Raw genomic sequence first — 13,615 nt, forward strand, 5'->3', positions numbered from 1 at the left:
CTCCTGGGGGAGGGGGTGCGGGGATCAGGTGGTGGGCACGAGGCGCCACTGCTGGCAGGTGTTGTCCAGCCAGGTCCACTGACGTACGTCGGTGCCGTTCGCGGTACCGCAGTTCGCGACGTCGGCGACCTTGCCGGTGGATTCGTTGACGATCCGGACGTAGTCGCCGGTGGCGGTGAACACCAGCCGGAAACGCTGGCACTTGTTGTTCAGCCAGGACCACTGCCGGATGTCGGTGCCGTCCGCGCTCGCGCAGTCGGCGATGTCGGCGACCTTGCCGGTGGCCACGTTGACCAGCCGGTTGGTGTCGTCGCCGAGGTCCTCGATCTTCCACTTCTGGTTGGTCCCGCCGTTGCAGGTCCACTGGAAGATGTTCGTGCCGTCGGCCGTGGCGCCGCCCTCGACGTCCAGGCACTTGCCGCTGTTGCGGTTGACCAGGGTGTACGCGGTCGGGGTGGTCGCCGTCTCGCCCGACGGTCCGGGCAGCGAGGTGCCGAGGGCGACCGGGGTGCCGAAGTTCGGGGTGCCGTCGGCGTTCCAGGTGAACTTCTGCGCCCGGGTCGTGCGCCCGTTGCCGCAGCCGCCGCTGCTGGAGGAGTTGGCGTGGTAGACGATCCAGTTCTCGGTGCCGTCCGGCGAGCTGAAGAAGCCGTTGTGGCCCGGGCCGTAGACCCCGCCTGCATCACTGCGCTGGAAGACGGGCGACTGCGTCTTCGTCCACGAGGACGGGCTGAGCGGATCAGAGCCGGTCAGCTCCAGCAGCCCCAGCTTGTAGTCCGCCGTGGTGCAGTAGCTCGCCGAGAACGTCAGGAACGTCCGGCCGTCGTGATACAGCGGCTCGGGGCCCTCGTTCACCGCCGCGCCCGAGGTCTCCCAGCTCAGGGTGGGGCTGGAGATGATCGTGAAGGTGTCGCTGGACAGGGTGTACGGGTTGCTCATCGGCGCGATGACCAGGCTCTGCTTGCTGCCGTTGATGAACCCGCTGCCGACCAGGTACAGCTTGCTGTTCGCCTGGAGCACGGTGGCGTCGATCAGCCAGCCGCCCGGGGTGAGGTTGGAGCCGGTGAGCGAACCCTTGTAGGTGTACGGGCCCAGCGGATCGGTGCCGGCGCTCTCCAGGACATGGGTGCGCTGGGAGTCGCAGCAGGAGACACCGCTCGGTCCGGCCGAGTAGTACAGGTACCAGTGGCCGTTGAACTGGTGGAGCTCCGGCGCCCAGATGTTGGTGTTGCGGGTGGACGTGGTGTCCGACCACACCTGCACATTGGGCGCGGTGGCCAGGCCGGCCAGCGTCGGCGACTTGCGGATGCCGAGGATGCCGGTGAACGTCGTGGTGATCAGGTAGTAGTTGCCGTCGTAGTACTCCAGCCAGGGGTCGGCGCCCTTGTACGACTTCAGCGGGTTGGTGTACGGGCGGCCGTCCGCCGCGGACACCGGCTGGGTCGCCGCCACCAGGGCCACCAGCAGCGTCAGCACGCAGACGAGCAGAGGTCTGCGGCGGCGCTTCGCGGGCGAACCGGAGCGTCGACGGAACATCCGAGGCATACAGGACCGTCCCTTGTCCGTAATTTCGAACGTAGTTCGTAACTTCGGCCCAGAACATAAGGGGGCTGCATGTCCGCGTCAATGCTTTCGGCGGGGCGGGGTGGGGTCCGCCCGTTCGAAGGGGTTTTTCCTGAGGCGCCTGCATGGTGCATGCCTACTCGTGCGGGTGACGGCCCAGGTCTCGGCCTGGATCCGGAGCCATCGCCTCTGATGGCCCGAGGCGGTTCGCGCATGCCGGAGGAAATGGTCCCGGCGGTCGGTTCCGGAACATGTGAGTCCCGAACAATTGAAAAGGAAAGAACGGAAAGGGTGTGCTTCATGCCGCCTGTGGTTGCCCCGTTCCTGATCGGACTCATCGCCGCACCTCTCGCCGAAAGGGTCGTCAAACCCCTGATGCGCGGACTGGTGAAGACCTCCGTCGGACTCGTCCTCGAGGTCAAGCGTGCCGCCCGCGAGGCCGGTGAGGGACTCCAGGACCTCGCCGCCGAGGTGACCGCCGAGGTCGTGGCCGCGCAGATGGCGGGCGGTGACGGTGTCCGCGGCGCGGCCCCGGCCGGGCGCCCGCCCGCCGTCGCCACCGGCAAGGCGCACCGGGACACCCACGCCGTACCCGTTCCACGGAAAGACCTCGGGGATCCGCTGACCATGCTGGTGACAATGTGCTCCGCCGTTCCCGGGCGGCAGTGCCGGAAGATTCCAGAAATGGCGGGGAAAAGACATTTCGCGAGCGTATTCGCCGACGTGCTGGAAAAAGCTTCCGGCATCAGAACGGTGCGCGCCGGCGAGGTCACCGGAGGCGTCCCGGTCCTCCATGACCCGGCACTCGGAACCGCCGAGATCGGCGAAATCCTCAGGAATTCACCTACAGCCGTACTCCGCTGTGTCCGCCCCCGATCCGATGAGAAATCGGCACCGGCGAACCGGACGGCGGAATCGGCCGCGGCACCCGCCCGGAACGCCCCGGGCCGCACGCTCGCGCTCGCCGGCGGTGCCACCGTGGCCGCCCTCGCCCTCGGCCCCGGCAAGCTGCTGCGCCGCCCCTCGCCGTCCTCGGCGCCGTGGTCACCGCCACCGCCCTCGTCGTCCGCAGGGCCGTCACCACCGCGGCCACCGCCGCCGCCCCCGCCGACGAGACCTCACCCCGGCGCCCGGCCTCCTTGCTGCGCTTCCTCCTCGATATCGTCGGACCGCACCGGCCCCGGCCCCCGGCCCCGGCTCTGTCTCGCCTCCGCCCTGTCCGCCCTGTGCCGGCTCACCGAGGTCGCCCTCGGCCTGTTCCTCGGCTGGATCGCGCTCGTCCTCATCAAGGGCCAGGCCCACCCCTGCTCGCCCTCGGACTCACCACCGCCTCCGCCCAGTTGTGGTTCCTCGCCGGGGCGGCCGCCTACGCCGCCCCGACCCGCACGGTCATTCCGGGCGCACCACCACGACTGCCGCGGCTTCCGGTGCGGGGATGACGGACGGTCACCCCGGGTTCCACACGGCTTCCGGTCTCCAGGCAACCTCGGCGGGCCTGCGCCCCTCCTAGGAGTCGAACCCCGCGGAACCCGGACAGGAGTGCCCGTTGTCCCGTCAGTTGTCCCGTCGTCGTTTCATGGTCTACACGCTCGCGGCGTCCACCCTGACCGTCGCGGCCCCCCTCGCCTGCGACGCGCCGCCCGCCGAGGGGGCCGAGCCCGCGCGGCGGTCCTCCGACGTGCTGGTGACCGGGGCCGACGAGGAGATGCTGGTCCTCGAGGTCACCGCGGCCAACAGGATCGTCGTACGGCTGCCGAGGGTCGAGGTCGGGCAGGGGGTGACCACCGCCGTCGCGATGATGATCGCCGAGGAGCTGGACGCCCGGCTCGCCGACATCGACATCCCCCTCGCCGACGCCCGCACCAAGGGCAACCAGTACACCGGCGGCTCCAGTTCGGTCCGCTCGCTGTACGGACCGGCCCGGCAGCTCGCCGCCACCGCGCGGGCCAAGCTGGTCACCGCGGCGGCCCGGCTCTGGCACGTCCCGGCGCGCGCCCTGCGGACCAAGGACACCAAGGTCTACGCCCCGGACGGACGCTCGGCCACCTTCGGCTACCTCACCGGGTACGCCGCCGCCATCCGCGTGCCCGCCGTGTCCGCCAAGCCCAAGCCGGCGTCCAGGCACCGGGTGATCGGGCGGCCCACGACCCGGATCGACGCCCGTGACATCGTCACCGGCAAAGCCCGCTACGCCGGTGACCTCGCGGTGGCGGGTGCCAGGCCGACCGTGGTCGCGCGGCCGCCCACACTCGGCGGCACGGTGGTCTCCCTCGACGACCGCGCGGCCCGGGCGCTGCCCGGTGTGCACGCCGTGGTGCGGGTCGCGGGCGGGGTCGCCGTGGTGGCGGAGACCTTCCACCACGCCTTCCAGGCCCGCGACGCGCTGAAGATCACCTGGGCCCCGGGCCCGCTCGCCGCGCTCTCCGACGCCGACATCCGCCGCCGGCTGCGCGCCGCCGTGCCCCGCCTCGGCACCCCGCCACGCGGATCGGCGCAGGTGGAGGGCGAGTTCGAGTTCGCCTTCGTCAGCCACGCGCCGATGGAGGTGCTGACCGCGGTGGCGGACGTCCGCAGCACCAAGGCCGCGATCTGGTTCTCCTCGCAGACCCCGATGGACGCCCGCGACAGCATCGCCGAGGCCGTCGGCCTGCCCGCCGCCAAGGTCACGGTCCATGTGATGCGCGGCGGCGGCTCGTTCGGCCGGCGGCTCGACTCCGACGCCGCCCTGGAGGCGGCCCTCATCTCGAAGGCGGCGGGCCGCCCCGTCAAACTGATGTGGAGCCGCGCCGACGACCTCCGGCACGGCCGGATGCGCCCGGCCGGCCATCACCGCATCCGCGCCAGCCTCGCCGGCGGCCGCGTGGTGGCCTTCGCCCACTCCATGGCCTCGGTGAGCGAGGACTACGAGGGGAAGGGCGCCGTCCGGCGGGCGTCCTTCGCGTCGGCGGCCGGACCGCTGCCCAGCGACAGCGGCCTGTACAACTTCGGCGCCCTGTCCGGGGACTACGGCTCCGTCGGGCTGGCCAGGATCCCGCTGGGCGCCTGGCGGTCGGTGGACTCCGGGACCTCACGGACGGCGGAGGAGATCGTCGTCGACGAGATCGCCGTACGCCTCGGGAAGGACCCGGTCGCGTTCCGCCGTACGACCCTGCGCAGCAAGGCCGTCCGGGCCGTGCTCGCCAAGGCGGCGGCAGCCGGGCACTGGGGCCGCGCCCTCCCGGCCGGGCACGGACAGGGGGTCGCCGTGCACGAGGAGTACGGCTCCTGTGTGGCCTGCCTGGCCGAGATCGACGCCACCGACCCGAAGAAGCCCCGGGTGACCCGGATGGTGATGGCCGCCGACGTGGGCACCGCCGTCAACCCGCGCGGGCTCCAGGCCCAGCTCATGGGCACCGCGCTCGACGGCATCTCCACCGTCCTGACGGCCGGTCTGCACATCGACCGGGGCGCCGTCCGCGAGGGCAGCTACGCCGACTTCCGTTACGCTCGCCAGCGCGACGCCCCGCTCCGCTTCGAGGCGTACATCATGCCCTCGCACGGGGAACCGGGCGGCGCGGGCGAACTCGGCGTCCCGGCGGCGGCCGGCGCGGTCGCCAACGCCTACGCCCGCGCGACGGGCACCAAGCCGCGGCGCTTCCCCCTGAACTTCTGAACTTCTGAGCCCCTGAGCCCCTGAGCCCCTCAACGGAAGGTGCCCATGCCCTCCTACTCCTTCGTCCTCAACGGCAAGCCGGTCACCGTCGAGGCGCCCGCCGACATGCCGCTGCTGTGGGTGCTGCGGGACCTGCTGAACGTCACCGGCCCCAAGTACGGCTGCGGCGTCGGCGTCTGCCGCGCGTGCACGAGCCATCTGGACGGCGGTGAGATCCAGCCCTGTGTCGTCCCGGTCGCCGACTGCGCGGACCGCGAGGTCACCACCATCGAGGGCCTGGCCGACGGCGACCGGCTGCACCCCGTCCAGCAGGCCTGGCTGGAGTGCGACGTGGCACAGTGCGGCTTCTGCCAGCCCGGCCAGATCATGGCCGCGGCGGCCCTGATGAAGCGCACCGCCCGGCCCACCGACGCCGACATCGACCGCATCGAGAACGTGTGCCGGTGCGGCACCTACCCCCGGATCCGCGAGGCGATCAAGAAGGCGTCGGCGACCGGCTGAGACCGGGCCGGAGCCCACCGGGGCCGACGTTTGCCCGGCGCTGTCGGATCCGCGGGAACTGAACGGCGTTCCCGTCCGACTCGTGAGGGGGAGGCGGGATCAGCCGGGCGGAGGGCGTGGACGGTGGTGTGCATGTGGGGGCGAGCGGAGCGAGCCGTGGGCTGCGTGGCAGCATCGGGCGACGTGAGCGTGTCCCTGGCGGTGCGGAGCCTGCGGGCGGCGGTGTTCGCCGTACTGTGCGTGCTGCTCGCGGCCGGTGGCCATGTGCTGGCCACGGGCGTGGCCCCGCCGGTGCGGACCCAGGCCGCGGGGGCACTCGTGCTGTTCGCGGCCGGCTGTCTGCTGGGCGGGCGGGAGCGCTCGCTGGCCGGCATCGGGGGCGGCACGCTCGCGTCCCAGGCCGGGCTGCACTTCGCCTTCGCCACCGCCCGGCCGCAGACCGTGATGGTCATGCACGGACTGCGGATGACCCACTCCGCCGGGCACCCGCACACCCCGCACGCCACCGCCGCCCACCTCGGGGCGGCCCTGCTGCTGACCTGGTGGCTGCGGCGCGGCGAGGCCGCCCTGTGGTCGCTGCTGCGGTGGGCCGGCGCCCTCGTGCCCGGGCTCGTCGCCTGGTGGCAGGTGGCGCGGGGGGCGCGGGCCGTCCCGGCCGTGCCGCGCCCCGGCCGGCCGGCGGGCGGGGGAGCGGGAACGCCGCGGCAGGCGCTGCTGCGGTACGCCGTGCACCGGCGCGGGCCGCCGGCGTGGATGTCGTACGCGATCCGCTGAGCGGACCACCACCCGACATCCCGTCCCGACCGTCCCGAGTACGGAGAGCCACTCACCCATGTCCATGACCCGCACCACCACCCTGCGCCGGGCCGCCGCCGTCGCCGCCCTCGCCGTCGCCGGGGTCCTCACCGCCGCCGGCGCCGCCTCCGCCCATGTCACCGTCCACCCCGAGACCTACGCCAAGGGAGCCACCGACGGGCTGCTGACGTTCCGGGTGCCCAACGAGGAGGACACCGCCTCCACCACCAAGGTGCAGATCTTCCTGCCGACCGACCACCCCCTCCTCGGCGTCCTCGTCTCGCCCCGGGACGGCTGGACGGCCAAGGTGACGAACACCAAGCTCAAGACGCCGGTCAGGACCGACGACGGCACCATCACCGAGGCCGTCTCCGAGATCACCTGGACCGGTGGGCGGATCACCGCCGGGCAGTACGAGGACTTCGACGTCGCCTTCGGGCAACTTCCCGACGACACCGACCAGTTGGCCTTCAAGGCGCTCCAGACCTACTCCGACGGCAAGGTCACCCGCTGGATCGAGGAGGCGGCCTCCGGCGACGACGAACCGGAGAACCCGGCGCCGGTGGTCACCCTCACCGCCAAGGGGGCCGACGCCGGGGACACGGACACCGACGGCGCGACCGCCGCGACGGCCGAGAAGAGCGGCTCCGGCACCGCCTCCGCCGCCTCCGGCTCGGACAGCGACTCGACCGCCCGTGGCCTCGCGGCCGCCGGTCTGGCCGCGGGCGTCCTGGGGCTGGCCGCGGCCGCGTTCGCCGTGGTCCGCACCCGGCCGAACCGCTCACGGCCCGAGTAGACCGGACCGGTCGCCGCCCCGCCCTGCGGACCGTCCCGGGGCGGGGCGTCGGCGTGTCAGGGCCCGGAGTTCAGGGCGACCGCCTCGCGGAAGGCGGCGCGGCAGGCCAGGACCGCGGGGTGATGGGTGCGGCCCTGGCGCACGACGGTGAAGACACGGCGGGTGCGGCGGCCCCGGGGGAGCGGGTGGAGGGCGACGGTGGGGCGGCGGCCGCACCAGACGAGGTCGGGCAGGAAGGCCGCGGCGAGGCCCTGTTCGACCAGCCGGAGGTGGAGCAGGAGGTCCGTGCTCTCGAACCGTACGTCGGGCTCGAAACCGGCGTCCCGGCACAGCGCCACGGCCCACCGCCGCGCCGGGGTGCCCTCGGGCTCCATCACCCAGGGACACCCGGCGAGGGTCCGCAGCACGGCCGGCGGTGCGCCGGAGTCGGCCTCGTCGCCTTCCCGGGCGTCGGCGGCCGGGCCTTCGGCCGGGCGGGGCGGGGCCAGGCGCAAGGGGTCGTCGAGCAGGTCCTGCTGTTCGAGTCCGGCGGGGCGCGGGTTGGGGCTGCCGGGGTACTCCTCGGCGAGGACCAGGTCGAAGTCGCGGGCCTGGAGCGCGGGCAGCGCCCGCTCCGGCTCCCACTGCGTGACGTGGACGCGCAGGAGCGGATGCCGGTCGCGCAGCAGGGCGAGCGCCGCCGGGACCAGGGCGAGCGCGGCCGTCTGGAAGGAGGCGACGCGCACCGTGCCCGTCAGTTCGGTGAGCGAGGCGGCGATGTCCGCCTCCGCGCGCTCCAGACGCGCGAGCACCGCCTCGGTGTGCGCGACGAGGATCTCGGCCTGCTCGGTCAGCCGTACCCGCCGTCCCACCGGCTCCAGCAGCGGGACGCCGGCCTCGGCCTCCAGCTGCGAGAGCTGCTGGGACACCGACGAGGGGGCGTACGACAGGGCGGCGGCGACGGCCGCGAGCGTCCCGCGGTGCTTGAGCTCGCGCAGCAGGCGCAAACGGTGGAGGTCGAACAAGGGCCGTACCGCTTCAGGAGGGCTTATCCGTCGGGATCCGGCGGGATCCGGCGGGATCGGGCAGGATCCGTCGGTTTTTCCGATGAGTATAGGTCGGAAACATGCGCTGGACCGAACATGACGTCCGGCCCGAACCTGAACGGGTGCCCGAGAACCCTTCCTCCCTTTTCTCCCTCCCCGCGCCCCGCTGGCTCGCCCGCCCCGGCGCCCGCGCCTGGCGATGCGCCCCCGCCCCCGACGGGGTGCGCGACTTCCACGCCGCGCTCCCCGGCTACGCCCCCACCCCGCTCACCGAACTCCCGCCGCTCGCCGCCGAGTCGGGCGTCGGCCGGGTCTTCGTCAAGGACGAGTCCAGCCGGCTGGGCCTGCCCGCGTTCAAGGCGCTGGGCGTGTCCTGGGCCGTCCACCGCATCCTCGCCGAGCGGCCCCAGGACGGCCCGCTGACCCTGGTCACCGCCACCGACGGCAACCACGGCCGCGCGGTGGCCCGGACCGCCCGGCTGCTCGGCCGGCCGGCGCGGGTCTTCGTGCCGAGCGGCGTCCATCCCGGCGCCGTGGCCGCGATCGCCGCCGAGGGCGCCGAGGTCACCGAGGTCGCGGGCTCCTACGACGACGCCGTGCGGCGGGCGGCCCGGGCGGCCGACGCGCCGGACGCGGTCCTCGTCCAGGACACCGGATGGCCGGGATACGAGCGGATCCCCGGATGGATCGTCGAGGGCTACTCCACCCTCTGCGCCGAGATCGACGACCAACTGGCCGCCGCGGGAGTCCCGGGCCCCGGACTCGTCGTCGTACCGGTGGGCGTGGGCTCCTTCGCCCAGGCCGTAGTCACCCACTACCGCAGCCGTCCCGCCCCCGGTCCGGCGGCCCCGGCGCTGCTGTCCGTGGAGCCGGACACCGCGGCCTGCGTCCTCGCGAGCCTCGCCCACGGCGTACCGGTCAGCGTCCCCACCGGCGACACCACGATGGCCGGCCTGAACTGCGGCACCCCCTCCGGCCTCGCCTGGCCCCGTCTGCACGGCGGGTTGGACGCCGCGGTCGCCGTCACCGACGCCGACAGCGCCCGCGCGGCCGCCGACCTCGCCGCGCTCGGAGTGTCGTCGGGCCCCTGCGGCGCCGCCCCGCTCGCCGGTCTGCGCGCGGCCCTCACGGGCGACGGCGCCGACGCACGCCGTACGGCCCTGGGGCTCGACGCGACCTCGGTGGTCGTCCTGCTGAGCACCGAGGGCACGGCCGCCAACCCCCATGCCCACGCCGGCACCCGCGACGCCCGAACCACCCCGGAGAGCCCGTCATGACCACCCCCACGCTCACCGTCGACGGCCCCCGCCTGTGGCGGTCCCTGATGGACCTCGCCGCCATCGGCGCCTACGACGACGAGCGCACCGGACTGCGCGGCGTCAACCGTCTCGCGCTCACCGACGCCGACGCGGCCGGCCGCCGCCGGGTCGTCGCGTGGATGGAGGAGGCCAAACTGACCGTCCGTGTCGACCGCATGGGCAACATCTACGGCCGCCGCGAGGGCACCGACCCCACCGCGGCCCCCGTCCTCACCGGCTCGCACATCGACAGCGTGGCCACCGCCGGAGCCTTCGACGGCTGCCTCGGCGTCCTCGGCGGCATCGAGGTCGTACGGACCCTGAACGAGCGCGGCATCCGCACCCGCCACCCGATCGAGGTCGGCGTCTTCACCGAGGAGGAGGGCGTCCGCTTCGGCACCGACATGCTCGGCAGCGCCGTCGCCGCGGGCCGGCTCCCCCTGGAGTACGCCCACGCCCTGACCGACCGCGACGGCCGCACCCTCGGCGGCGAACTCGCCCGCACCGGCTTCGACGGCCCCGCGGACGTCCGCCTCGCCCCGCCGCACGCCTACGTCGAGTGCCACATCGAACAGGGCCCCGTGCTCGCCGAGAGCGGGGTGGAGATCGGTGTCGTCACCGGGGTGCAGGGCATCTCCTGGCAGGAGATCACCGTTCACGGCCGTGCCGCGCACGCCGGGACCACACCGACCCGCCTGCGCGCCGACGCGGGCCTCGCCGCCGCGCGGATCGTCGTCCGGCTGCGGGAGCTGGTGGACTCCGGGGCGTACGGGGACCTGCGCGCCACCGTCGGCCATCTGACCGTCCATCCGGACCTGACGAACATCGTCCCGGCCCGCGCGGAGCTGACCGTCGACCTGCGCAACCCCGACGACACCCTGATGGCCCGCGCGGAGGAGGCCCTCGCCGCCTTCCTGCGCGAGCTTCAGGAGAGCCGGCCGGGGCTGTCGGTGACCACCCGGCGGATGGCCAGGACCGGGTACGTCCCCTTCGACGAGGGCGTGCGGAAGGTCATCGCGCGGGCCGCCGACGAGCTCGGCCTGGCGCATGTCCCCCTGCTCTCCGGCGCCGGGCACGACGCCCAGGAGATCGCCGCGCTCTGCCCGACCGCCATGATCTTCGTACGCGGTGAGTACGACGGCATCAGCCACAACCCCCGCGAGTACTCCACCCCCGAGGCCTGCGCCCACGGTGTCGACGTCCTCGCGACCACGCTGCTGCGCCTGGCCGGCCAGGACTGATCCCCCGTACCTTCCCCGAGAGGCCCGCATGCCCACCGAGACCCCCTCCACGCCCTCCACCCCCTCCCAGCTGCTCGCCCGTCTCGTCTCGCTCGACTCCGTCAACCCGGACCTGGTGGCCGGCGGCGCCGGTGAGAGCGCCGTCGCGGACTTCTGCGGCCGGTGGCTGGCCGACCGCGGCTTCGAGGTGCACCGCCTGGAGCGGCGCCCCGGCCGGCCCTCGCTGGTCGCGGTCGCCCGCGGTACCGGCGGCGGCCGCTCCCTCATGCTCAACGGCCATCTCGACACGGTCGGCCACGCCGGCTACGACGGCGACCCGCTCGACCCGCGGATCCACGACGGCAGGATGTACGGCCGCGGCACCTTCGACATGAAGGGCGGCATCGCGGCGATGATGGTCGCCGCCGCCCGCGCCACCGCGCGGGGGCCGCTGCGCGGCGACGTCCTCCTCGCCTGTGTCGCCGACGAGGAGCACGGCAGCTCGGGCACCGAGGAGGTGCTGGAGTCCTTCACCGCCGACGCGGCGATCGTCACCGAGCCGAGCCACCTCGAAGTCACCCTCGCCCACAAGGGGTTCGCCTGGTTCGACGTGGAGATCGAGGGCCGCGCCGCGCACGGGTCCCGGCCCGACCTCGGTGTCGACGCCATCGCCAAGGCCGGCCACTTCCTGGTGGCCCTGGAGGAACTCGGCGCGCGGCTCGGCCGGGGCCCGGCGCACCCCCTGCTGGGCACCGGGACCGTGCACGCCTCGGTCGTCCACGGCGGTGAGGAGCCCTCCACCTATCCCGCGCACTGCCGGATCACCCTGGAGCGCCGGACCGTTCCCGGCGAGAGCGCGGAGGCCGTCGGGCGCGAGCTGACCGCCGTACTCGACCATCTGGCCGCCACGGTGCCCGACTTCCGGTACCGGCTGACGCCCGGGCTGCACCGCGAGCCGTTCGCGGCCGACCCCGGGGCGGCGATCGTGCGCACCCTCACCCACCACGCCGAGCGGGCCCTCGGCCGTCCGCCCGTCGTCCGCGCGGAGTTCTTCTGGACCGACTGCGCGCTCCTCGACCGCGCCGGCATCCCCTGTCTGCTGTTCGGGGCCGACGGCGAAGGCGCCCATGCGGCCACCGAGTACGTCGACCTCGCCTCCCTGGACCGTCTCACCGACGTCCTCACGGCGACCGTCGCGGACTTCTGCGCCTGAACCGGCGGGGGACGGGGGCCCGGGCGGGTGTGCTTGAGTGGGGGCGTCGCGACCGCCCCTCACGAACGGACCCGTACCCCCATGCATGTGCTGATCCTCGGCGGGACGACGGAGGGCCGCCGGCTCGCCGAACTGCTGCACGGCAGGCCCGGCCTGGCGGTGACCACCTCGCTCGCCGGACGGGTCGCGAGCCCCCGGCTGCCCCCGGGCGAGGTCCGCGTCGGGGGCTTCGGCGGCCCCGAGGCGCTGTCGGCCTGGCTGCGCGAGCGGCGGGTCGGCGCGCTCGTCGACGCCACCCATCCCTTCGCCGCGACGATGAGCCGCCACGCGGCCCTGGCCGCCGCCGGCGCCGAGATCCCCCTGCTGGCCCTGCGCCGACCCGGCTGGACCCCGGGGGAGGGGGACGACTGGCACGAGGCCGGCTCGGTCGAGGAGGCCGCCGCGGTGCTGCCCGCGCTGGGGCGCCGGGTGTTCCTGACGACCGGCCGCCTGGGGCTGTCCGCGTTCGCGGGGCCGGCCGACCTGTGGTTCCTCGTCCGGTCCGTCGACCCGCCCGAGGGCCCTCGTCCCGCCCGGGCACGGATCCTGCTCGACCGGGGCCCGTTCACCCTCGACGGGGAGCGGGAGCTGCTGCGCCGGCACCGTATCGACGTCGTGGTGACCAAGGACAGCGGGGGAGCCGCCACCGCCCCGAAACTGACGGCGGCCCGGGAGGCGGGCCTGCCGGTGGTCGTGGTCCGCCGTCCCCCGCTCCCCGAGGGAGTCCCCGTCACCCCCACCCCGGAGGCGGCGGCCACGTGGGTCACCGAACGGTGGTCCGGTACGGCCGGCTGACCCCCGTACCGCTCCCTGACCACCCGTCGGCCGTCGCCGCCGTCACTCCTCCTCGCTCGCGAGGGCATTGACCGCCGCCGCGGCGATCGCGCTGCCCCCGCGGCGGCCCCGCACCACCAGGTACTCCAGTCCGGACGGGTTGGCGGCCAGCGCGTCCTTGGACTCGGCGGCGCCGACGAAACCCACCGGCGCGCCGATCACGGCGGCGGGCCGGGGCGCGCCCGCCTCGATCATCTCCAGCAGCCGGAACAGCGCGGTCGGCGCGTTGCCGACGGCGACGACCGCGCCGTCCAGCCGGTCCCGCCACAGCTCCAGCGCGGCGGCGCTGCGCGTCGTCCCCAGCCCGGCCGCCAGCTCCGGCACGGCCGGGTCGGACAGGGTGCACAGCACCTCGTTGCCCGCGGGCAGCCGTCGGCGGGTCACCCCGCTCGCCACCATCTGCACATCGCAGAGGACGGGCGCGCCCCCGCGCAGGGCCTCCCGGGCCCGCGCCACGACACCCGGCGTCCAGGCCAGGTCCCGTACGAGGTCCACCATCCCGCAGGCGTGGATCATCCGGACCGCGACCTGTCCGACATCGGCGGGCAGCCCCGAGAGATCGGCCTCCGCGCGGATCGTGGCGAAGGACTGACGGTAGATGGCCGCGCCGTCCTTCTCGTAGTCGTAGCTGGTCACGGTGTTCGCCATGGCGGCGAGCATACCGAGGGCACCCGACCGC

General features: G+C 74.1%; 11 protein-coding genes and 1 pseudogene. 9 read left to right on the forward strand and 3 right to left on the reverse strand.

Annotated elements, in window-relative coordinates; all coding sequences use genetic code 11:
• Positions 1-24: 24 nt before the first annotated feature.
• A complete protein-coding gene (locus tag ACYQ8Q_RS35420; RefSeq protein ID WP_460070730.1) occupies positions 25-1,536 on the reverse strand; it encodes a family 43 glycosylhydrolase in 1,512 nt (503 codons plus the stop codon).
• A gap of 327 nt (positions 1,537-1,863) precedes the next feature.
• On the opposite strand from ACYQ8Q_RS35420, the pseudogene ACYQ8Q_RS35425 reads away from it, so the two are divergent.
• The 5 genes and pseudogenes from ACYQ8Q_RS35425 to ACYQ8Q_RS35445 all read left to right on the forward strand — a co-directional run.
• Positions 1,864-2,049, forward strand: a pseudogene (locus ACYQ8Q_RS35425) (DUF5132 domain-containing protein); the annotation flags it as partial.
• A 1,090-nt stretch (positions 2,050-3,139) separates the two neighbouring features.
• Positions 3,140-5,215 carry a xanthine dehydrogenase family protein molybdopterin-binding subunit gene (locus ACYQ8Q_RS35430; RefSeq protein WP_460073617.1) on the forward strand — a complete coding sequence of 692 codons (2,076 nt, stop codon included), beginning with the start codon at positions 3,140-3,142 and terminating at the stop codon, positions 5,213-5,215.
• Positions 5,216-5,260: 45 nt separating this feature from the next.
• On the forward strand, positions 5,261-5,716 hold the full coding sequence (locus tag ACYQ8Q_RS35435; RefSeq protein ID WP_460070731.1) for a (2Fe-2S)-binding protein: 456 nt from the start codon (positions 5,261-5,263) through the stop codon (positions 5,714-5,716).
• A 183-nt stretch (positions 5,717-5,899) separates the two neighbouring features.
• Entirely contained in the window at positions 5,900-6,490 is a 591-nt protein-coding gene (locus ACYQ8Q_RS35440) for a hypothetical protein (RefSeq protein ID WP_460070732.1), read from the forward strand.
• Positions 6,491-6,548: 58 nt separating this feature from the next.
• Positions 6,549-7,307 (forward strand): YcnI family copper-binding membrane protein, encoded by a 759-nt coding sequence (locus ACYQ8Q_RS35445; protein WP_460070734.1) that lies wholly within the window; start codon positions 6,549-6,551, stop codon positions 7,305-7,307.
• Between the two features lie 56 nt (positions 7,308-7,363).
• On the opposite strand, the gene ACYQ8Q_RS35450 is transcribed toward ACYQ8Q_RS35445, so the two are convergent.
• Entirely contained in the window at positions 7,364-8,311 is a 948-nt protein-coding gene (locus ACYQ8Q_RS35450) for a LysR family transcriptional regulator (protein ID WP_460070735.1), read from the reverse strand.
• Positions 8,312-8,454: 143 nt separating this feature from the next.
• Between ACYQ8Q_RS35450 and ACYQ8Q_RS35455 the strand changes: the two genes are divergently transcribed.
• The 4 genes from ACYQ8Q_RS35455 (at position 8,455) to ACYQ8Q_RS35470 (ending at position 12,897) form a co-directional block, all read left to right on the forward strand.
• Positions 8,455-9,609 (forward strand): diaminopropionate ammonia-lyase, encoded by a 1,155-nt coding sequence (locus ACYQ8Q_RS35455; protein WP_460070736.1) that lies wholly within the window; start codon positions 8,455-8,457, stop codon positions 9,607-9,609.
• Positions 9,606-10,871 carry a M20 family metallo-hydrolase gene (locus ACYQ8Q_RS35460; RefSeq protein ID WP_460070737.1) on the forward strand — a complete coding sequence of 422 codons (1,266 nt, stop codon included), beginning with the start codon at positions 9,606-9,608 and terminating at the stop codon, positions 10,869-10,871. The genes ACYQ8Q_RS35455 and ACYQ8Q_RS35460 overlap by 4 nt, the downstream gene beginning before the upstream one ends.
• Before the next feature lie 28 nt (positions 10,872-10,899).
• Positions 10,900-12,063 (forward strand): ArgE/DapE family deacylase, encoded by a 1,164-nt coding sequence (locus tag ACYQ8Q_RS35465; protein WP_460070738.1) that lies wholly within the window; start codon positions 10,900-10,902, stop codon positions 12,061-12,063.
• A gap of 81 nt (positions 12,064-12,144) precedes the next feature.
• Positions 12,145-12,897: a cobalt-precorrin-6A reductase gene (locus tag ACYQ8Q_RS35470; protein WP_460070740.1), complete on the forward strand. Its 753-nt coding sequence runs from the start codon at positions 12,145-12,147 to the stop codon at positions 12,895-12,897.
• 42 nt (positions 12,898-12,939) lie between these two features.
• On the opposite strand, the gene ACYQ8Q_RS35475 is transcribed toward ACYQ8Q_RS35470, so the two are convergent.
• Positions 12,940-13,584 (reverse strand): precorrin-8X methylmutase, encoded by a 645-nt coding sequence (locus tag ACYQ8Q_RS35475; protein WP_460070741.1) that lies wholly within the window; start codon positions 13,582-13,584, stop codon positions 12,940-12,942.
• Between the last annotated feature and the right edge of the window lie 31 nt (positions 13,585-13,615).

The organism is Streptomyces sp. YKOK-I1 (genome assembly GCF_054660435.1).